At 66.7% G+C, this 20,081-nt stretch carries 15 protein-coding genes and 1 pseudogene; 9 read left to right on the top strand and 7 right to left on the bottom strand.

The window, feature by feature from the left end:
• The first annotated feature begins 9 nt into the window (after window positions 1-9).
• Window positions 10-1,548 (top strand): TolC family outer membrane protein, encoded by a 1,539-nt coding sequence (locus AC1DNF_RS32305; RefSeq protein WP_478152746.1) that lies wholly within the window; start codon window positions 10-12, stop codon window positions 1,546-1,548.
• A 3-nt stretch (window positions 1,549-1,551) separates the two neighbouring features.
• Here the strand turns inward: AC1DNF_RS32305 and AC1DNF_RS32300 are convergent, their stop codons facing one another.
• Window positions 1,552-2,523, bottom strand: coding sequence for an ESPR domain-containing protein (locus tag AC1DNF_RS32300; protein WP_478152745.1), 972 nt, complete (start codon window positions 2,521-2,523; stop codon window positions 1,552-1,554).
• 409 nt (window positions 2,524-2,932) lie between these two features.
• Here AC1DNF_RS32300 and AC1DNF_RS32295 point away from each other — a divergent pair.
• Window positions 2,933-4,279: pseudogene (locus tag AC1DNF_RS32295) on the top strand (autotransporter outer membrane beta-barrel domain-containing protein); the annotation flags it as partial.
• A 40-nt stretch (window positions 4,280-4,319) separates the two neighbouring features.
• Here AC1DNF_RS32295 and AC1DNF_RS32290 read toward each other — a convergent pair.
• Complete coding sequence (locus AC1DNF_RS32290; RefSeq protein WP_478152744.1) at window positions 4,320-5,678, bottom strand: 3-deoxy-D-manno-octulosonic acid transferase; 1,359 nt, start codon at window positions 5,676-5,678, stop codon at window positions 4,320-4,322.
• A gap of 8 nt (window positions 5,679-5,686) precedes the next feature.
• The gene (locus AC1DNF_RS32285) at window positions 5,687-7,069 is read right to left on the bottom strand and encodes a phosphomannomutase/phosphoglucomutase (RefSeq protein ID WP_478152743.1); all 1,383 of its coding nucleotides are present in this window, start codon (window positions 7,067-7,069) and stop codon (window positions 5,687-5,689) included.
• 112 nt (window positions 7,070-7,181) lie between these two features.
• On the opposite strand from AC1DNF_RS32285, the gene AC1DNF_RS32280 reads away from it, so the two are divergent.
• From AC1DNF_RS32280 to AC1DNF_RS32270, 3 genes are read left to right on the top strand one after another with little or no spacing between them, the layout of a single operon-like run.
• Window positions 7,182-8,702 carry a DNA-3-methyladenine glycosylase 2 family protein gene (locus AC1DNF_RS32280; protein WP_478152742.1) on the top strand — a complete coding sequence of 507 codons (1,521 nt, stop codon included), beginning with the start codon at window positions 7,182-7,184 and terminating at the stop codon, window positions 8,700-8,702.
• A gap of 4 nt (window positions 8,703-8,706) precedes the next feature.
• On the top strand, window positions 8,707-9,204 hold the full coding sequence (locus tag AC1DNF_RS32275; RefSeq protein WP_478152741.1) for a methylated-DNA--[protein]-cysteine S-methyltransferase: 498 nt from the start codon (window positions 8,707-8,709) through the stop codon (window positions 9,202-9,204).
• Window positions 9,201-10,130: a DMT family transporter gene (locus AC1DNF_RS32270; RefSeq protein WP_478152740.1), complete on the top strand. Its 930-nt coding sequence runs from the start codon at window positions 9,201-9,203 to the stop codon at window positions 10,128-10,130. The genes AC1DNF_RS32275 and AC1DNF_RS32270 overlap by 4 nt, the downstream gene beginning before the upstream one ends.
• On the opposite strand, the gene AC1DNF_RS32265 is transcribed toward AC1DNF_RS32270, so the two are convergent.
• On the bottom strand, window positions 10,102-10,761 hold the full coding sequence (locus tag AC1DNF_RS32265; RefSeq protein ID WP_478152739.1) for a DUF1345 domain-containing protein: 660 nt from the start codon (window positions 10,759-10,761) through the stop codon (window positions 10,102-10,104). The genes AC1DNF_RS32270 and AC1DNF_RS32265 overlap by 29 nt on opposite strands.
• A 145-nt stretch (window positions 10,762-10,906) precedes the next feature.
• Here AC1DNF_RS32265 and AC1DNF_RS32260 point away from each other — a divergent pair, with 145 nt between their 5' ends.
• The 4 genes from AC1DNF_RS32260 (at window position 10,907) to cueR (ending at window position 15,668) form a co-directional block, all read left to right on the top strand.
• Window positions 10,907-11,647, top strand: coding sequence for a c-type cytochrome (locus AC1DNF_RS32260; protein WP_478152738.1), 741 nt, complete (start codon window positions 10,907-10,909; stop codon window positions 11,645-11,647).
• Between the two features lie 7 nt (window positions 11,648-11,654).
• The gene (locus AC1DNF_RS32255) at window positions 11,655-12,923 is read left to right on the top strand and encodes a c-type cytochrome (RefSeq protein WP_478152737.1); all 1,269 of its coding nucleotides are present in this window, start codon (window positions 11,655-11,657) and stop codon (window positions 12,921-12,923) included.
• A gap of 109 nt (window positions 12,924-13,032) precedes the next feature.
• On the top strand, window positions 13,033-15,255 hold the full coding sequence (locus AC1DNF_RS32250; RefSeq protein WP_478152736.1) for a heavy metal translocating P-type ATPase: 2,223 nt from the start codon (window positions 13,033-13,035) through the stop codon (window positions 15,253-15,255).
• Entirely contained in the window at window positions 15,252-15,668 is a 417-nt protein-coding gene (gene cueR / locus AC1DNF_RS32245; protein WP_478152735.1) for a Cu(I)-responsive transcriptional regulator, read from the top strand. The genes AC1DNF_RS32250 and cueR overlap by 4 nt, the downstream gene beginning before the upstream one ends.
• Before the next feature lie 24 nt (window positions 15,669-15,692).
• On the opposite strand, the gene AC1DNF_RS32240 is transcribed toward cueR, so the two are convergent.
• The 3 genes from AC1DNF_RS32240 to AC1DNF_RS32230 form a co-directional block, all read right to left on the bottom strand.
• A complete protein-coding gene (locus tag AC1DNF_RS32240) occupies window positions 15,693-17,021 on the bottom strand; it encodes an L-type lectin family protein (RefSeq protein ID WP_478152734.1) in 1,329 nt (442 codons plus the stop codon).
• Between the two features lie 10 nt (window positions 17,022-17,031).
• Window positions 17,032-17,631 (bottom strand): L-type lectin family protein, encoded by a 600-nt coding sequence (locus tag AC1DNF_RS32235; RefSeq protein WP_478152733.1) that lies wholly within the window; start codon window positions 17,629-17,631, stop codon window positions 17,032-17,034.
• A gap of 423 nt (window positions 17,632-18,054) precedes the next feature.
• Window positions 18,055-19,590 (bottom strand): M30 family zinc metallopeptidase, encoded by a 1,536-nt coding sequence (locus AC1DNF_RS32230; protein ID WP_478152732.1) that lies wholly within the window; start codon window positions 19,588-19,590, stop codon window positions 18,055-18,057.
• Window positions 19,591-20,081: the final 491 nt, after the last annotated feature.

Here is a 20,081-nt window from a genome sequence, read left to right as displayed (position 1 = left end):
AGGACATTCATGCCCGTGCCCAGGCTTCTTCCCGTTTCGGCGGCGCTTGCGACCGTGTTCGCAGCGACGTTCGCATTGCCGGCGCACAGCCAGAGCCTGGTCGAACTCTATGAATCGGCGCGCGGCTACGACGCGACCTATCAGGCCGCGAAGGCGCAATACGACGCCAGCCTGGCGCGCGCGGCGCAGGCGCGGGCCGGCATCCTGCCGACGGTCGGATTGAACGCGGGCGCCAGCCGCACCGAACTGGACGTCAATGTGCCCGGGAGCTCCGTCAACCGCGGCTTCAACACGCAAAACGCCGGCGTCAACGCGACACAGCCGCTCTACCGGCCCGCGAACTGGGCCACCTACGAGCAGGGCCGACGCCAGGTCGACATCGCGCAGGCCGTGCTGACGGCAGCCGACCAGGACCTGGTGGTGCGCGTCAGCCAGGCCTACTTCGACGAACTCGGCGCCGTGGACACGCTGGCGCTGGTGCGTGCGCAAAAGGCCGCGGTGGCCGAGCAGCTCGCCGCCGCCAAGCGCAATTTCGAGGTCGGCACCTCGACCATCACCGACACGCGTGAGGCCCAGGCACGCTACGACCTCGTGATCTCGCAGGAAATCGCGGCCGAGAACGACCTGCAGGTGAAGAAGATCGCGCTCGACCAGTTGGTGGGCCGCCCCGGCAGCGTGCCCGTGCCGCTGGCCGCGCCGGTGGTGCTGCCCGAGGTCGCGCCGGCGGACATGAATGCCTGGGTCGCGCAGGCCGAAGACGCGCATCCCTCGATCGCGCAGGCGAGGCTCGGCCTGGACGTGGCGACGCTGGAGGTTCGCAAGGCCGAGGCCGGCAACAAGCCCACCATCGACGCCAACCTGGGCTACAACGTCACCAACAACCCGCAGGGCACCAGCACCACGCTCGGGTCCTCGCGCATCAACGCGGCCACCGTGGGCGTGGTGTTCAACCTGCCGCTGTTCGCGGGCTACGCGATCGAGAACCGCATCAAGGAAACGCTGGCGCTCGAAGACCAGTCGCGCTCCATCCTCGAATCGACGCGCCGCAGCGTCACGCAGGCCACGCGCGCGGCCTACCTGGGGGTGGTCTCGGGCGTCGGGCAAGTGAAGGCGCTCGAAGCCGCCGAAGCGTCCAGCCAGAGCGCGCTGGACGCCAACCGCCTGGGCTACCAGGTGGGTGTGCGCATCAACATCGACGTGCTCAACTCGCAGAGCCAGCTCTACCAGACCAAGCGCGACCTGGCACTGGCGCGCTACAACGTGCTGCTGGGCAATCTGAAGCTCCGGCAGGCCAACGGCACGCTGACGGCCGACAACCTGCGTGCGATCAATGCCACGCTTGCCACCGGTGGCAAGCCGGCGGTGGACAGCACCGCCACGCCGCCACAGCCTCCCAGCCAGCCGCCGGCAGGCCAAGTCGCGGTTCCCACCGCGCCCACGCCGATTCCCGTGGTGCCACCGGTGCCGGTGCCGCAGTTCAATCCGCCGCCGCCGACGATGCCCGTGCCGCCACCGCCGCCGGTGATCCTGCCGCCGGCAACGCGCTGAGGGCTACCAGCGCAGCCGCACGCCCAGCGAGGCCTGGAGCGAACTCTTGAGCCTGGCGTCACCGCCGGCGGACCAGAGCTTGCCGATCTCGCCGTAGAAGTGAGTGAACCTGGAATCGTAAACCCCGATCGTGCTCACGCTCGCGCCTGTTGTGGAATAGATCTGCCCTGCGCCGATGGTCGCGGTCACGTTGGATCCCAGCGCTGGGTCAGTCGTGAGTACCCCTCCGCCAGTAAATGAAACGCCACTGCTCGCGGTGTTGCTGAAATCGGGATTTCCAAAACGAGCTGTATCGGCAAGAGTGAAGTTCAAATTCTGTAGTTGTGCCGGGAATCCTCCAAGCCTGAACAAGGCGGTGCCCGCGCCGTTGGAAAAAGCACTGCCAGCGAAGATCACCGTGTTGTCGGCGCCGCTGATCTGGACATCAACGGTGGAATTGAGGTTGAGGATCGAGCCAGCCGAAAAAGTGACAATGTTGTTGTTTCCATCAAAGGCTGTTGGTCCTGTCGGCCCCAGCGCCCCCAAGGCATCCACCACCGTAAGAACCGCATTCGGCCCGAGCGTCAGGAATGAGTTGTTGAGCGACTGGCCTGCACTGGTGATAAGTGAAATCGCATAGCCTGCGCCGGTAGTCTGGCCGTCGAGGTTCAGCCTGATCCCCGATAGGGGCGTCCCTACTGGGACGGTGAAGCCATTGGGTGCCGTCAACGTGGACCCCGCGACCTGGTTGATGACCGTGCCGTTGGCGGTGATCAGCTGATCGCCCGTGACGTTGCCCGAACAGGTGATCGGGGGCGAGGCGCCATCGCCGACACAGGCCGCGACAGCCGGTGAGGCCAGCCCGGCGCCTCCGGCCGCGATCGCGATCGCCAGGACGACGCCGCCGCATCCCTTGACGCGCGCCTGCGCCGATTCCGGCACGGCGATCCATGAATTCAGCGCGATATTCCAGACGGTTCGATAGGACCTGTTCATCGGACAACTCCTCTGTGATTCCTCCGGGCGGCCGGAGCGTGGATTGCGTCGGACGCTTGAATGGAAATTATGAAGATCGAACGTAATAAACTGGAAAAATGGAGTGAATTATTTTGAGGCTTACCCGAAGGAAAAAGCGGAAAGATTCCGGGCTCGAAATTTGTAATGATTCGGATAAGAATTGTGCTTGACGATCGCTGTGAGTATATTTTGTCGAATAAGAAGCGAGGCATCTATTGCATCAGATTTCGATTGATTTCAATTGACTTCATTTGATTGGAGATGCACGCCCCATTTCTCATTCATTTCCGGGTCGAGTCGACTCAAGCCAGAGGAGGTGCGAAGATGAGCAGGTCCGATGATTCGGGCGGGAGATTTGCCAGGCGAGCCGTCGTCGCCGCGTTGATCGGTGACGTCCAACATCGCGAACGGCGCCGTGCTGCATCTGGTTCGCAACGGCATAGCCGGCTACGAAGTCGGCAGGCCATACACCGTGCTGAGCGCCTCGGGCGGGGTCTCCGGCACCTACAGCTTGACGGGGGACACGAGCACCGCCTTCGTCCGGCTGTTCGACCGCTATGACGCCAACAACGTCTATCTGGTGCCCCAGCAGGTGCGCACCTTCAGCGCGGCGGCCATCACGCCCAATCAGATCGCGACAGCGGCGGCGCTCGATGCCACCGTCGCTTCGGACACGGCCCTGCACAACGCCGTGAGCATGGCGCCCAACGACGCCGTCGCGCGGCAGGCGTTCGACCTCCTGTCAGGCGATATCCACGCTTCGGTGCAGGGCGCCATGCTGCAAGGAAGCCACTTCGTGCGCGATGCGCTCTCGGATCGGCTGCGTGGCGCATCGGCGTCCGCGCCCTGCGCCGCCGGTGCATCGGGCCAGGCATCCGACATTGATCCGCCGCAGGCGCCGGACACGTCACAGGAGGCCGGCGGCGCATGCGCGCTGCCGGGAAACGAGCGCGTCGCCTGGGCGCATGCGTTCGGATCGTGGGGCCGCTTGAGCGGCGATGGGAATGCAGCGACGTTGAGCCAGGACGTCGGCGGCGTCCTCTTCGGCGTCGATTCCGCGGCGCCGGGTGGCTGGCAAGTCGGCTTCCTGGGCGGCTACAGCCGCGCCAACGCCAATGCAGATGATCGCGCAAGCAGCAGCAATACAGACACCTACCTTCTGGGCGGGTACGGCGGCAGGCAATGGGGCGACACCGCACTGCGACTGGGTGCGAGCCATGCCTGGAACAAGATCGAGACCCATCGCCAGGTGGCTTTCCCGGGGTTCGCGGACAGCCTCGCGGCAAAGTACGACAGCACCACGACGCAGGTCTTCGGCGGCGTCGGATGAACTTCGGCGGCGTCGCGCTGGAACCCTTTGTCGGCACGAGCTATTTCGACGTTCGCGGCGCTGATTTCGCCGAACGCGGTGGCGCTGCAGCGCTGCAGGGTTCGAGCGGCGGTCTCCAGGCCACGTTCTCCACCCTGGGCGTGCACGCCACCAGCCAACTGGACGACGGCACCCATCTTCGCGGGATGCTGGGCTGGCGGCACGCCTTCGGCGACAAGGCGCCGGCCGTCTCGGAGTCCTTCCAGGATGGCCAGCCCTTCACCATCAGCGGGGCGCCTGTCGCCAGGAACGTCGCCATGCTTGAAGTCGCCATCGACAAGGAGCTTCTGCGCAACTTGACTGTCGCCGTTTCCTACGCGGGCCAGTTCGGCTCCCACCTCGGCGATCAGGGGATCAGGGCCAGTCTGAACTGGAAGTTCTGATCACCGCGGCCTCGCGAAGGCCTTCATTCGAGGCTGGGCTCCGCCCGATCCTCGGTCTTGACCGAGGCGGCGCCTTCCGCGATCGCCAGCACGGCCGCCGCCGTGCGCTGTGCCGCGCCGCGGTTCGACGATGCGAAGGCCAGCGCGGCCTCGGCCATGGCCTCCCGCCGCTCCTTCTTCTCGACCAGATTGAGCGCCTCGGTGACGGCCTGCTCCATGTTCTCCACTCGCAGCGAAGCACCGGCGGCGAGCGAAAGAGTCGCCGCCTCCGCGAAGTTGAAGGTCGAGGGGCCGAGGATCACCGGGCAGCCGCACGCGGCCGCCTCGATCAGGTTCTGGCCGCCCAGCGGCTCGAAGCTGCCGCCCAGCAAGGCCACATCGGCCAGGCCGTAGTACAGCGCCATCTCGCCCAGCGAGTCGCCCAGCCAGATCTCGGCCGCAGCCGGCGCGCCGGCCGCGCTGCGGCGCGCCACGGCGAAGCCATGGGACTCGACCAGCGCCGCGACTTCGTCGAAGCGCTGGGGGTGACGCGGCACGATCATCCACTGCACGTCCTGCACCCGCTTCGCGATCGACTGCACCGAATCCTGCGCGGGCGGCACGGGCGCGAGGGCACCGAAGCGCTTGAGCACTTCGAGCAACTGCCGCTCTTCCCCATCGCGCGAACTCGCGAACACGACGACCGGACGCGGCAACTGTGGGCGCAGCTTGCTCGCAGCGGCCAGTTGACGCGCATCGGGCGTGGCATCGAACTTGAGATTGCCGAACACGCCCGCGACCTTCGCGCCGAGGGAGACCAGCCGGTGCGAATCGGCTTCGGTCTGCGCCCAGACGGCCGCGAGCGACGAATACGCGGGCCGCGCGAGCCAGGCGAGGCGTTCGGCCGAGGCGTGCGAGTTCTCGTTGAGGCGCGCGTTGGCAAGCACCAGCGGAATGCCACGCTCGGCGCAGGCGGCGGTCATCTCCGGCCAGACTTCGGTCTCCATGAGCACGCCGATGCCCGGGCGGAAGTGGTCGAGAAAGCGCGCCACCGCCGCGGGCGCATCCCACGGCTGCCACACCTGGAGGTCGCCCGGCTCCAGCAGCTTGGCGCCTTCCTCGCGCCCCGTGGCGGTGCCGTGGGTGAGCAGGATGGGAATGCCCGGGTACTGCCGGCGCAGCTCGGCGATCAGGATGCCCGCAGCGCGTGCCTCGCCCAGCGAGACCGCATGTATCCAGCACCAGCCGGTGCCGACGGCCGCATCGTCATAGTGGCCGAAGCGTTCCTCGACGGCATACGCATAGCCGGGCTCCGCGACGGCACGCCGCCGCAGCTTGCGCCGCACCAGCGGCTGGGCGATGGTGGTGAAGGCGCCGTAGAGGCGCAGGAGCAGTGAACGCACGCCGGAGTTCAGTGCGCGGCCTCGGCCAAGGTCGCGTCGGGCTTGACGCTGCGCAGCAGGGCGAGCATCTCCTTCTCGATGCGATCGAGCGCGAGCTGGGTCTGCCCCTCGAAGCGAAGCACCAGCACCGGCGTGGTGTTGGATGCGCGGATCAGGCCGAAACCATCGGGCCAGTCCACGCGCACGCCGTCGATGGTCGAGACCTTGGCCGGCGCGGCGAAGCTCGCCGTCTTCACGAGCTGGTCGACAACCGTGTGCGGCTCGCCCTCGTTGCATTTCACGTTGAGTTCAGGCGTGGAAAAGCTGGTGGGCAGGCCATTGAGCATGTCGCTCGCATTGGGGCCCTTGCTCAGGATCTCGAGCAGGCGGCAGCCGGCATAGGTGCCGTCGTCGAAGCCGAACCAGCGCTCCTTGAAGAAGATGTGGCCGCTCATCTCGCCGCCCAACGGGGAATCGATCTCCTTCATCTTGGCCTTGATGAGCGAATGGCCGGTCTTGAAGATCAGAGGCTTGCCGCCCGCCGCCTCGATCGCAGGCCCCAGGCGCTGCGAGCACTTGACGTCATAGACGATGGTGGCGCCGGGCACGCGCGACAGGACGTCCTGCGCGAACAGCATCATCTGGCGGTCGGGGTAGATGTTGTTGCCGTCCTTGGTGACGATCCCCAGGCGGTCGCCGTCGCCGTCGAAGGCCAGGCCGAGTTCGAAATCGCCGGACCGCAGCGCCGCGATCAGGTCCTTGAGGTTTTCCGGCTTGCTGGGGTCTGGATGGTGATTGGGGAAATTGCCGTCGACCTCGCTGAAGAGTTCGGTGACCTCGCAGCCGATCGCTCGCAGGATGGCCGGCGCCGAAGCGCCCGCGATGCCGTTGCCGGAGTCGACCACGATCCTGAGCGGGCGCGCCAGCTTGATGTCGCCCACGATGCGCCCCGTATAGGCCTCGGTCACGTCCACCTTGCGCACGCTGCCGCCAGGTGCGAGCCTGGCGCTGCCGGCTTCCATCACGCGGCGCAGATCCTGGATCTCTTCGCCGTAGATGGCGCGGCCGGCCAGCACCATCTTGAAGCCGTTGTAGTCCTTGGGATTGTGGCTGCCCGTGACCTGGATGCCGCTCGTCGCGAGCGTGTTGGCGGCGAAATAGAGCATCGGGGTCGTGACCGCGCCGACGTCGATCACCTCGATGCCGGTGGCCATCAGGCCCTGGATCAGGGCCGCCGCCAGCGCGGGGCCCGACAGGCGTCCGTCACGGCCCACGGCCACCGATTTCTCGCCCGCCGCACGCGCCGCGCTGCCGAAGGCCCTGCCGAGCGCTTCCGCGACCTCCGCGTCCAGCGTGGTCGGCACGACGCCGCGAATGTCGTAGGCCTTGAAGATCGATGCGCTGAGCTGCATGGGTTCGCCCCTGAAAGTTCAAGAAAATGAAGACCATTGTAGGCATGCGGTTCAGGGGCCAGATGTCCGGAAATGGCTACTTCGAGAGGCCGGCAACCGTATCATTCCTCTCATGACCCCGCCCCCCACCGCCACCGCCGGACTCGAGAGCGACGCCTGCTACCTGGCGATGAAGGCACATGACGCGCGCTTCGACGGCTCCTTCTTCACCGGCGTGACCTCGACCGGCATCTACTGCCGGCCGGTCTGCCGGGTCAAGATGCCGCGGCGCGAGAACTGCCGCTTCTTCCGCCATGCCGCGCAGGCCGAGGCGGCGGGCTTTCGTCCCTGCCTGCGCTGCCGGCCGGAACTCGCGCCGCGCGCGGCGAGCTGGTCGACGGAGGATGCCTCCCGCATCCTGGCGCTGCAGGCGGCGCGCCTGATCGACGAGCCCGACGCCTGGAGCGAGGACGGGCCCGGCGCCGCCCGCATTGCCGCCCGGCTGGGCGTGAGCGACCGCCACCTGCGCCGCATCTTCGAGACCCAGTTCGGCGTCTCGCCGCTGCAGTATCTGCAGACGCGCAGGCTGCTCGCGGCCAAGCAGCTGATCGCCGACACCCGCCTGCCGATGACCCAGGTGGCGCTGGCCAGCGGCTTCGCGAGCGTGCGCCGCTTCAACGCCGCCTTTCTCGCGCACTACGGCCTCAATCCGAGCGCGCTGCGCCGCGCGGGCGCCACCGCCGGGGGCCGCGAGGGCGAGGCCATACAAGTGCGGCTGGGCTTCAGGCCACCCTACGACGGCGCGGCCATGCTGGGCTTCTTCGCCCGCCGGGCACTGGGGGGCGTCGAGCTTCTGGCCGAAACCCGCGCCTCCACGCAGTTCGCCCGCACGATGCGGGTGGACCACGCGGGACAATCGCATGCGGGTTGGGTGCAGCTGCGCTTCGCCCCCGCGCGCGAACAGTTCCTGCTGCGCGTGGCCGACTCGCTGGCTACCGTGCTGCCGATCGTGATCAGCCGCGTGCGCGCCATGCTCGACCTGGATGCGGAGCCGATGGCGATCAACAACGCGCTGCATGCCAGCTTCCCGCACGGCGACGGCCTGCGCGTGCCGGGCACGGTGGACGGCTTCGAGCTCGCCGTGCGCGCGGTGCTGGGGCAGCAGATCACCGTGGCCGCGGCGCGCACAATGGGCACGCGTCTGGTTCAGGCCTTCGGAGAGCCCATCGCCACGCCGATCGCGGGCCTGGACCGGCTATTCCCCACGCCGGCGGCCATCGCCGGCGCGAGCGGCGACGCGCTCGGCCAGCTCGGCATCGTGCGGCAACGGCAGGGCGCGCTGCTGGCGCTGGCGAATGCGACGATAGCCGGGCGCCTCGCACTGCATGCCGGCGCGGACGTGTCGACCACGCTCGCCGCCCTGCAGGCGCTGCCCGGTATCGGCGACTGGACGGCACAGTACATCGCGATGCGCGCCCTGCGCTGGCCCGACGCCTTCCCTTCGGGCGACGTCGCGCTGCAGAAGGCGCTGGGCGTGAGTTCGGCGCGTGCCGCGGCCGAGGCGTCGATCGCCTGGCGCCCGTGGCGCAGCTACGCCGTGCTGCGCGCCTGGCATACCCCCCTCACAGAGACCACCTCCGGCGCCATCGCCTGATGCCATGAAATTCAAGACTGCAAGCATTCACAGCACCCATATCGACAGCCCGCTCGGGGGCATCACCCTGGCGGCCACCGACGGGGGCCTGGCGGGCGTCTGGTTCGACCAGCAGCGCCATGGGCCCGACACGAGCGGCTGGTTGCCCGACGACGGCCATCCGGTACTGTGCGAAGCCGCCGCGCAACTGCGCGACTACTTCGCCGCCCGCCGCGAGCGCTTCGACCTGCCCCTCGATCTCTCGCACGGCACGGACTTCCAGCAATCGGTATGGCAGGCGCTGCTCGCGATTCCGGCGGGCAAGACCACCAGCTACGGCGCCTTGAGCGCCAGCGTGGGAAAGCCGGCCGCGGTGCGCGCGGTCGGCGCGGCCGTGGGCCGCAACCCGATCAGCGTGATCGTGCCCTGCCACCGCGTGCTGGGCGCCGACGGCTCGCTGACCGGCTATGCCGGCGGCCTCGATCGCAAGTCCGCGCTGCTCGAACTCGAAGGTGCCTTGTGAGCCGCCCCGCCAGCAGCCGCTGGCTTGTCGACCTGTTGCTGCTGGCGATGCTCTGGGGCGCGTCCTTTCTCTTCATGCGCATCGGCGCGGCGGAGTTCGGCGCGCTGCCGACGGCCGCCGTGCGGGTGGCGATCGCGACGGTCTTCCTGCTGCCGCTGCTGCTGCTGCGCGGCGGGTGGGCAAGCTTCGCGCGACACTGGAAGCCCGCGCTCGGCATCGGCATCCTCAACTCCGGTCTTCCCTTCGCGTTCTTCTCCTTCGCCTTGCTGACCATCAACAGCGGCCTCGCCGCGGTGGTCAATGCGACGGTGCCGATGTTCGGCGCGGTGGTGGCATGGGCGTGGTTCGGCGACCGGCCGGACGGTTCGCGCATCGTGGGACTGGTGATCGGATTCGCCGGCGTCGCCATGCTGGCCGGACGCAGCGCGGGCTTTCACTCGGGCGCGGACGAGACCGCCGCGCGATGGGCCGTGGCCTCATGCCTGGCCGCATGCGTGTGCTACGCCTTCGCCGCCAGCCTCACGCGCAAGCACCTCTCCGGCGTTCCCGCATTGGCCACGGCGACGGGCAGCCAGATCGGCGCCACGCTGGCGCTCGCCCTGCCGGCCGTCCTGCTCTGGCCGGCGGAGATGCCGAGCCTGCGCGCCTGGCTGGCGCTCCTGGCCGTGGGCACAGCCTGCACGGGGCTTGCCTACGTCCTGTTCTTCCGGCTGATCGAGAACGCGGGCCCGGCGCGCGCGCTGACCGTGACCTTCCTGGTGCCGGTGTTCGCGCTGTTCTATGGCGCCGTGTTCCTCGGCGAGGAGATCACGCAGTGGATGCTCGCCTGCGCGGTGGTGATCGTCTGCGGCGTGGCGCTGTCGACCGGGCTGGTGAAGTTGCCGCTGGGGCTGCGCTCTATTGCATCGCGCCGGCCACCACGTTGATGGAGAGCGCCAGCACGAGCATGTTGAAGGCAAAGGACAGCACGGCGTGGACCAGCGTGATGCGCCGCATCTCGCGCGAAGTGACCTGCACGTCGGACACCTGCGCGGTCATGCCGACCACGAAGGCGTAATACAGGAAGTCGAAGTAGTCCGGTTCCAGCTTGCCCGGAAAATCGAGGCCCGGCCCGGCGGGCGCCTCCTCACGCTCTTCCTGGTAGAAGCGATGCGCGTAATGAAAGGCGTAGATCGTATGGATCATGAGCCACGAACCCGTGAGCGCGAGAAAGCCGAGCGCGATGTGGAGCGCTCGCTCGCCGCCGCTCAGGCCTCGAACCTGCTGCATCAGCATGAAGATCACCACCACGCTCACGACGACCACGGCCACCATGCTGCCGAGGATCACTCCATTGGGCTGGTCGAGGGAGCGCGCACGCGTGCGCGTGAGTTGCGCATTGGAGCGCTCGGCCAGCCACCACGACGGCAGCAGGTATACGGCGGCGCCGAGGCACCATCCGAGCAGGCCGCGGGCAACATTGTCGAGCGGCCAGGGCATCAGGCCGAAGGCCAAGCCGACCGCGGCGCTACACAATAGGCGCTGCCAGCCGGTCATGAGGAAAAATCGGTTACGCATGGTCTGAATGTAGCCCCCGCACCGGCAACTGATCTGGTTGAATGCACGTGAACTGAGCCTGTTCATCTGTCCGGCGACGGTGAATAGTCCAAGCTCACGCGCGCGGAGTCCCGCCACCCGGCGCAACAAGAATCACGAAACACGTATGAAGCCCTCGCGCTTGTTCCGGCCCCCCTCGTGGCACCTCGTGGCCGGCGTCGTCGCCGCCGCCTGCGGCCTGATGGCCATCGCCCACGCGGCCACGCCCACGCCCGCGCGGGTGCCCGACACCATCGAGCAGCGCGTCGCGGCCTGTATCGCCTGTCACGGACGCGAAGGCGCCAGCACCAATGCGGGCTTCTTCCCGCGGCTGGCGGGCAAGCCCGAGGGCTACCTCTTCAACCAGCTGCTGAGCTTTCGCGACGGCCGCCGCTTCAATACCGACATGACCCACCTCGTCCAGCACCTCTCGGACGCCTACCTGCACGAGATCGCCCGCTACTTCGCCGAACTCGACCTGCCCTACCCGCCGGTCCCGACCACCAGCGATGCCTCGGCCGAGACTCTGGCGCACGGCAAGGCGCTGGTGCTGCACGGCGATGCGGCGCGCGACATTCCCGCCTGCGTGCAATGCCATGGCGACGCGCTCACCGGCGTGCAGCCCGCCATTCCGGCGCTGGTCGGCCTGCCGCGGCTGTATCTCTCCTCGCAGCTCGGCGCCTGGGTGACCGACGACCGGCACGCGCTGGCGCCCGATTGCATGGCGAAGGTCGGCCGCAAGCTCACGACCACCGACATCAACGCGGTGGCAAGCTGGCTGGCCGTGCAGCCGATGCCCGCCGATCCCAAGCCCATCGCCGCGCCGCGCGCTCCGCTGCCCTTGCCGTGCAGCGCAATCAGTCACTGAGCCCGCCATGCGTCGTTTCATCCAGATCCTGGCGATCCTCGTGACACTGCTGGTGCTCGGGGCAGCCGCCCTCCTCGGTCTCAATCTGCGCGGCGAGGACAAGATGCCCGAGACGCCCGTGGCCTTCCAGTCGACGCCGGCGCAAGTCGAGCGCGGCCGCTATCTCGCGCTCGCGGGCAATTGCGCGGGATGCCATACGGTCCGCGGCGGCGCCGCCTACGCGGGCGGCGTCGGCATCGCCACGCCCTTCGGCACGGTGTTCGCCAGCAACCTGACACCCGATGCCGAGGCCGGCATCGGCAGCTGGAGCGCGGCGCACTTCTGGCGCGCGATGCACAACGGCCGCTCGAGGGACGGGCGCCTGCTCTATCCGGCCTTTCCCTATCCGAACTTCACGCATGTGACGCGCGAGGATTCGGACGCGATCTATGCCTACCTGCGCAGCATCCCCGCCGCGCCGACCCGCAATACACCGCACAAGCTGCGCTTTCCCTACGACACGCAGCTCGCGCTCGCGGGATGGCGCGCCCTTTTCTTCACACCGGGCAGCTTCGTCGCCGATCCGGCCAAGTCGCCCGAGTGGAACCGCGGCGCTTACCTCGCCGATGGCCTCGGCCACTGCATCGCCTGCCACGGCTCGCGCAATGTGCTCGGCGCGACCGAGGAAAAGCTGGGCCTGTCGGGCGGGCTCATTCCGGTCGAGAACTGGTACGCGCCGTCGCTCACATCGAAGCGCGAAGCCGGCGTCAGCGCCTGGGACACGAAGGATGTCGTCGCGCTGCTGAAGACAGGCACCTCCCCGCACGGCTCGGTCATGGGCCCGATGGCCGATGTGGTCTTCCGCAGCACCCAGCACCTGGACGATGCCGACCTGAACGCGATCGCGGTGTTCCTGAAGGCGCTGCCGGACAACACGCCCGCCGCGACGGACGCGCCACCCGTGCGCCGTGACGCCGGCGTGATGGCGCGCGGCGCGAAAATCTACGACCAGCGCTGCGCCTACTGTCATGGCGACACGGGCCAGGGAGCCGAGGGCGCGTACCCACCCCTCGCCGGCAACCGCGCCGTGCTGATGGAAACGGCCGTCAACCTGATGCAGATCGTGCGCCACGGCGGCTTCCTGCCCGCCACGGCCGGCAATCCGCGCCCCTACGGCATGCCGCCTTTCGGCCACGTGCTCGACGACAACGAGATCGCGGCCGTGCTCACCTACGTTCGCGGCTCGTGGGGCAACGACGCGCTGCCGGTGACACCGCGCGACACGATGAACCGCTGATCGAGCCCCTTCCAGGCTCGTGCAAGCCCCATCGCTTGACCCTCCCATCATGGGAGGGTTCACACTTCTCCCCAAGGCGACGTTATCGCCTGCAAATCAGGAGTGTCAGATGGGAAACACTTTGGCCATGCCGGCCCCCGGGAGCGCCGGATCACAGGAACGGTCGCTGCAGATCGAGGGGATGACCTGCGCATCCTGCGTTTCGCGCGTGGAGAAGGCGCTGGCGAAGGTTCCAGGGGTCGTCTCGGCCACGGTGAACCTGGCGACTGAAAAGGCGGAGGTCCAAATCGCGGACACGGGCACGTCGGTGGAGGCCCTGATCGCCGCCGTCCGCAAGGCGGGCTACGAGGCGAGCCCGGTCGTGGAAGCGACAGGCGCGCCCGAAGCGCAGCCCAGCCGGTGGCCCGATGCCTGGCCCGTCATCCTGGCCGCGCTGCTGTCGGCGCCGCTCGCCCTGCCGATGCTGGGACTGCTCTTCGGACAGGCATGGATGCTCGACGGCTGGACGCAATTCGCACTGGCGACGCCCGTGCAATTCTGGCTCGGCGCGCGCTTCTATCGGGCGGGATGGAAAGCCCTGCGGGCCGGTGCCGGCAACATGGACCTGCTGGTGGCGCTCGGAACCTCGGCCGCCTACGGGCTCAGCGTCTACCAATTGTGGCGGCATGGCGGCCACGGCATGGCGCATCTCTACTTCGAAGCCTCGGCCGTCGTGATCACGCTCGTGCTGCTGGGCAAGTGGCTGGAAGCGCGGGCCAAGCGCCAGACCACGCAGGCCATCCGCGCGCTCAACGCGCTGCGGCCGGAACACGCGCGCGTGCGGCGTGAGGGCGTCGACCGCGATGTCGGGGTCGACCAGGTCCGTGTCGGCGATCTGGTGGTCGTGCGGCCCGGCGAGCGCGTGCCGGTGGATGCCCTCGTCGTCGAGGGCGCCAGCGAGATCGACGAATCGCTGATCACCGGCGAGAGCCTGCCGGTCGCCAGGCAGGCGGGCGATGCGGTCACCGGAGGCGCGATCAACGGCCAGGGCGTGCTCCTGCTGCGGACGACGGCCGTGGGCGCGGAATCCACTCTCGCACGCATCGTGCGCCTGGTCGAGTCGGCGCAGGCGAAGAAGGCGCCGATACAGCGGCTGGTCGACCGCGTCAGCGGCGTGTTCGTGCCGGTCGTCATCGGCATCGCTCTGGTCACGCTGCTCGGCTGGGGCCTCGCGACGGGCCACTGGGAAGCCGCCATCCTGAATTCGGTCGCGGTGCTCGTCATCGCCTGCCCCTGCGCCCTGGGGCTGGCCACGCCGACCGCCATCATGGCGGGGACCGGCGTCGCCGCCCGCCACGGCATCCTGATCAAGGACGCCGTGGCGCTGGAAGTGGCGCACGCCATCGGCGTGGTCGCCTTCGACAAGACAGGCACGCTGACGGAGGGGCGGCCGGAGCTGGTGGCGTTCGAGGCGGTCGACGGGGACAGCGCCTTCCTGTTGATGGCAAGCGCGGCGATCCAGTCCGGCAGCGAGCATCCGCTCGCGCGTGCCGTGCTCGCGGCAGCAAAGAAGCTCGACGCGGCGATCCCTCGCGCAAGTGCGGTGCGCGCAGTGGCTGGAAGAGGCATGTCGGCGGTCGTAGAGAGCCGCGAACTTCGCCTGGGCAGCAGCCGGTTCATGAGCGAGCTGTCGGTGCCGCTGGGCAAGCTCGATGCACGCGCATCGCAATTGCAGTCGCAAGGGCGCACGGTCTCCTGGCTGGCGGATGTGACCGGACGGCCGACGCTGATCGGCTTGCTGGCCTTCGGCGACACGCCGAAGGCCAGCGCCGCGGCGGCGATCGCGCGCCTGCATGCGCAGGGAATTCGGACAGTGCTGGTGACGGGAGACAACCGCGGCAGCGCCGAGGCGGTGGCCAAGGCGCTGAAGATCGACACCGTTCGCGCGGAGGTCTTGCCCGAAGACAAGGCGCTCATCATTGCCGAGCTGAAGACCGAAGGCCAACGCGTCGCCATGGTGGGCGACGGCATCAACGACGCGCCGGCGCTGGCAGCGGCGGACGTGGGCATCGCCATGTCCACCGGCACCGATGTCGCGATGCATGCGGCAGGCATCACCCTGATGCGCGGGGACCCGGCACTGGTGAGCGATGCCATCGACATCTCGCGCCGCACTTACGCCAAGATCCGGCAGAACCTCTTCTGGGCCTTCGCCTACAACGTGGTCGGCATCCCCCTGGCCGCGCTCGGGTTGCTGAGCCCGGTGATCGCCGGCGCCGCGATGGCCTTCAGCAGCGTGAGCGTGGTGAGCAATGCGCTGTTGTTGAGGCGTTGGAAAGGAAGTACGCGATGAGCCAGGCCATCACGACGATGGAACCCGTCAACATCGGGGAGGCGGCCGCCCGTTCGGGCGTCTCCGCCAAGATGATCCGTCACTATGAGTCGCTGGGCCTGCTGCCCGCCGTCGGGCGCACCGAGGCGGGCTACCGGCAATACACGGCCAGCAATGTCCACACGCTGCGCTTCATCCGGCGAGCGCGAGACCTCGGCTTCAGCATGGCGGAGATCGCCGAGTTGCTGAAGCTTTGGCAGAACAAGCGACGGGCCAGCGCGGACGTGAAGCGCATCGCGCTGGCTCATGCGGCCGACCTGAGCAAGCGCATCGAGGCCATGACCGCGATGAAGCGCACGCTGGAAGGGCTCGCGGACTGCTGCCACGGCGACCAACGGCCAGACTGCCCCATCCTCGACGAACTGGCTATTTGAGGCAGCGAGGCTTGACGCGGGACTTCAGCGCTTGGCCACCTCGATCTCGACGATGGACGCCTTCTCCTGACTGGCCGCCTTGTCGACGATCACGTACAGGCTGCGCACCTTCTTCGTCGGGAAGGTGAAGGTCCGCTTGACCAGGTTGTTGCCTCGAATGTACGGGAGAGAGATGTACCCCCCGGCGCCTTCCTCGAGGATATCGAGACGGAAATCGACCGGACCGGACTGGGTGAAGCGGGTGGCATCGGTGGGCTCCTGCTCCGAACCCTCGTCCTGGCGGGCATAGACGGTCACGGTGTTGATCTCCACAGCGCCCTTGCCACCCGGCGCGGCACAGGCACCGTCACGATCCTTGCAAGGCGCACCTGAAAAATCCAGGGAATAGGACGCGTACGGGAACGCACCCCACTTGCCGAGGCCGTCGAAGTTCTTGTGCGTGCGATCACCGTCGTTGAGTATCGGATAGGCAAACAGCGCGTGCTGCGTTGCAAGGTAGGCTGGCACCCCCTGGGCGGAAGTTCCGCCGGGCTCCACCTCGGTGGTGCTGCACGCGTCTCCATCGACCGCATTGACTGCATGGACCTGCAGATCCCGGATTTCGTGAACGTTGGTGTAGTCGCCCGTTGCGGCAGAGAGGCCGATCTTCAACGACGCAGGCGCGGCGTAGGGGTAGTCAACTGCGGCCAGGATCTCGTTGCCGTTGATCCACAGGTTGATGGCGTACCCAGGCCCTGACTTCTTGGGAATCAGGTCGACCACCACATGCTGCACACCCACGGCCTTGATGGCTTGATCGCGTGTCGTGCATTTCGCGCCTTCACAGTCCAGTGAACGCGAATAGGGCAGGTGTCCCCAGAAAGCGTAGTTGCGCGATTGCGAACCGCGGATGGACACGCCGTTCGGTGTTCCCCTGTGCTCGATGCGACCGTTGTCGCACCAGGTGCTGGAGAAGCTGCCCACCTCGTCCACGCCGATGCCGACATAGGCACCCGTCAGCCCGCAGTAGCCGAGGCCACCCCCCGGCTTGCCGCCGGTTCCCGCGTTGGGCACCGTCGGATCGAAGAGGTAGAGAGCGAGACCATCTCCGCCGCTGTGGCTGCCGCCCCAGCTCACATAGTCGAACTCGATCTTGAGGATCTGGTCCCGACTGTAGGTCTTCTTCGACTTGATGCTGGAAGTGAACTTGTTCTGGTTCGTTCCGGTCAGCCTCAACCAATGCGAATCCGACTGCGAGACTCTCCCTGGCGAGAAGGTCCAGTCCGATTCGGATATCTCCGTGGCGGAGGCGACAGAGACCGCGCCCAATCCCAGGCACATTGACAATGCGATTGCGATTTTCTTGAGATTCATTGTGATTTCCTCAGCGTTTGCATTGGCGGGTGCCGCTGATCTTCAGATTCCGGATTTCGTGGTTGTTGGTGTAGGAACCGTTCGAAGCCGATATGCCCACCTTCACCAGAGACGGTGCCGCATGGGGATAATCGACCCCCTCTTCCGAGGGAGAGAGGACGCTAGGTCCTTTGATGACCATCCTGTCGTTGATCGACAGGTTCACGCCGTAGCCGATCCCGTCCTTCTTCGGCACGAAATAGGCCGTGACCTTCTTGACTCCCGCATTGATGGCTTGCTCGCGCGTCTTGCATTGCGCACCCTCGCAATCCAGCCGGTCCACAATGGGAAAATTCTTGACGAAGCCGTAATTGGCGGCCTGCGAGCCACGTATCGTGGCGCTATTGGGAATGCTCGCGCCGCCATCGTGCCGGCCCTCGCAACTGGAGGAGAAATTTCCGTACTCATCGAGTCCGATGCCGATATAGCCGCCGGTCACTCGGCAATAGCCGAGCGCGCTGTAGTGATGGCCGTTTCCACCCGCCCCCGGCAGGCTGGCGTCGAACAGATAGACGGCCAGGCCATCCGCCCCGACATTGACGCCGCCCCAACTGATGTAGTCAAACTCCACCCTGATGATTTCGCCCGGGCCGAAGTTCTTCTTCGACTGGACGCTGGCCGTGGAGGTGTACTGGTCCGCCCTCGTCAGGCTCAGCCATTCCGAATCCGTCTACATCACGCCCGAAGAAAGGTCCATTCGTCCTGAGAGATGGTCGTTGACGATGCGATGGATGTCAGCCCCAACCCTGCGCACATCGACAGTGCGAGTACTATCTTCTTTACAAGCATCTTTATGACTCAATTGAGAAATCAAGTCTTCCCGACTCTGGAAGACAACGCAGGAAAGAAGCGGCTATCCCGTCGAGGATGACTTGCCTTCTTGCCCTGCCGGATTCTCTCAATGGAGATCGAATGGCGATTCCTGGCGCGACAATTCGCGACCTCAACTACGCAAAGCAGTCGAGGTCGCCGACAGGATCGGCGATGCTGATGTCTAGTGGATCACGACCGACAGCGTGGTGCCTGCCGGCACGCGAACGGTCTCGCTGTACGTACCACTCACGTTCTGGCGGATAACCGGCAGGCTGGCCAGCGCCTCGAGGTACGCCGGCACGGCCTGCGGCAGCGCCCGAAGGCCACCGCTGAAGGCGAAGGGGTCGATCGCCGGGAGGCTGAAGCCGCCCTCGTTGCGCGCCGGCATGCTGTAGTTGGCGATGCCCGCGCCAAGAGGAACGAGCGCGCCCGACGCAGCGGTGAAGTGGCGCATCTCCTGTCCGATGCTGGAGTTCGCCCGGGCGGTCCTGATGGCGGTGTCCAGGATTTCGACCGAGTCCTTGATGCCCGTGCTGTTCAGCAGGGCCTTGTAGAAGTCCAGGCCGAGCTGGCGGTTCAGATAGCCGCCGAACGAACCGGCCACGGCATAGCTTTCACAAGTCGCGCCCATGGGCGTCCACTCGGTGAGGGAACAGTTGTAGCTGCCCGCGCCCTTGTAGTTCAGATAGTACGGGTAGCGCGAATCACGGATGGCGTTGTGACTCGGGTCGATGTTGAAGCTGGCCCAGTCTTCCATCATCATTGCCGACATCTCTTCCAGCCAGGTGTCGTAGGTGTAGTCTGCCCCCATCTTGATGCCGCGACGGTAGAAGTTCTGCATGTGCATTCCTTCATGCGCAAGCGCCGTCATCACCTGCTTGACGCCTGTTTCGCCGTCCCTGTAGAGCGTCTCCGTGTCCATGAACAGGCTCAGCGCTTCGTTGCTATACGCCAGTTCCCCCACATCCTTCCTGAAGTTGTTCAGGGCCCAGAAGTAGCCCACCATGCCATAAGCCTGGTTGTTGTGGTCGAAGTTGACGAGGAAGATGTCCACCGGCTGTCCGGTGCCCGGCAGCAACATGCTGGAGTTGGGCTCGCCCCAGAGCGGCCCGCCGATGCGCACGAGCATGTCGTAGATGCCGCCAGCGTCGGCGAACTTGTCCTGCACGCGGGCCGCGAGCGCCGCCGAGACGCGGTCCGGCGCGGATTCGCCAGCCTCGACCCACACGTTGACGATAGTTCCATCGCTGGTCGCCTTGCGGGTCACGAGCTGGACGGTGCGCTGGGAATAGTCGTAGAGGTAGACCTGCCGCTGGTCATTGACCGCATACGTGGCGGAGGGGCTCATGGACTTGGCGAAGCTGCCTTGTGTCTTCGATGCCGCCGACGGTTCACCCAGCAGCTTGGCGAAGCCGGATCGATTGAACGTGTTGATGGCGTCCACGTGGGTCGCGGGCGCGTCGCTGGTGTCGGCCATCATCTTGTCGGCGACGAGCTTGCTTCCCGCCGAGGACCGGAGCACCAGCCCGGGCATGGCCGTGCGCGAATCGCCTTCGTTGGTGAATACGAGCGTGACCGTCTGACCGGTGAGACCCGAGATGGAAATCGGGATGTCCTGTGCAGCCTGGGATGTGTTGGCGCGCTGCCAGATGCCGGTTCCCGAACCCGCATATGCACTGTCACTGAGCGCGCCGCAGGCTGTGCAGGATGCCTGCACCTGGTTTTCATCCGCCGGCTTCACGCCAGGAGCACTGCCCGCCGCGCCTGCTCCTGCGGCCAAGCCTGAGGAGGACGGGCCGCCACCACCACCCCCACCGCATGCAGTCAGCAAGAGCACAAGGGTGAGCGATGCAAGGTTTCTCCACGGCGATCTCGGCGGTGATTTGCGAAGCATCTCTTTCTCTCTGTCCGGTTTCGCGGTTCGGCGACAGATCGAATTGAAGGTTCTCGTGTCGCACATCCCGAAGGAATGCGGGTTGCAACCAGATATCGGCAGTGGAGGCGAAAGCTTTAGATGGGATGGTCGCCGCCCCCCTGGGTAGGCGGCCGGTCTCCAACATCGTAGGTTGCGTCCAAGGACGTAGAGCTACATGCTGTGACTTGCGTCGTCAGCAACAAGGAGACCGACCATGGAAGAGCGTAGCAAGATTCACGTGGGTTTGGATGTCCATAAGGACAGTATCAGCGTGGCAGCGGCCGAGTCAGATC

This window comes from Variovorax sp. 01T432, assembly GCF_056398605.1.
Note: the sequence above shows the minus strand (reverse complement) of the source record. Positions and strands in the feature narration are given on the sequence as shown.

Excerpts from the sequence above, each read along its gene's own strand:
- AC1DNF_RS32305 (WP_478152746.1), top strand. The coding sequence starts at position 10 with ATGCCCGTGCCCAGGCTTCTTCCCGTTTCGGCGGCGCTTGCGACCGTG.
- AC1DNF_RS32300 (WP_478152745.1), bottom strand. The coding sequence starts at position 2,523 with ATGAACAGGTCCTATCGAACCGTCTGGAATATCGCGCTGAATTCATGG.
- AC1DNF_RS32285 (WP_478152743.1), bottom strand. The coding sequence starts at position 7,069 with ATGCAGCTCAGCGCATCGATCTTCAAGGCCTACGACATTCGCGGCGTC.
- AC1DNF_RS32280 (WP_478152742.1), top strand. The coding sequence starts at position 7,182 with ATGACCCCGCCCCCCACCGCCACCGCCGGACTCGAGAGCGACGCCTGC.
- AC1DNF_RS32275 (WP_478152741.1), top strand. The coding sequence starts at position 8,707 with ATGAAATTCAAGACTGCAAGCATTCACAGCACCCATATCGACAGCCCG.
- AC1DNF_RS32265 (WP_478152739.1), bottom strand. The coding sequence starts at position 10,761 with ATGCGTAACCGATTTTTCCTCATGACCGGCTGGCAGCGCCTATTGTGT.
- AC1DNF_RS32260 (WP_478152738.1), top strand. The coding sequence starts at position 10,907 with ATGAAGCCCTCGCGCTTGTTCCGGCCCCCCTCGTGGCACCTCGTGGCC.
- AC1DNF_RS32255 (WP_478152737.1), top strand. The coding sequence starts at position 11,655 with ATGCGTCGTTTCATCCAGATCCTGGCGATCCTCGTGACACTGCTGGTG.
- AC1DNF_RS32250 (WP_478152736.1), top strand. The coding sequence starts at position 13,033 with ATGGGAAACACTTTGGCCATGCCGGCCCCCGGGAGCGCCGGATCACAG.
- cueR (WP_478152735.1), top strand. The coding sequence starts at position 15,252 with ATGAGCCAGGCCATCACGACGATGGAACCCGTCAACATCGGGGAGGCG.
- AC1DNF_RS32240 (WP_478152734.1), bottom strand. The coding sequence starts at position 17,021 with ATGAATCTCAAGAAAATCGCAATCGCATTGTCAATGTGCCTGGGATTG.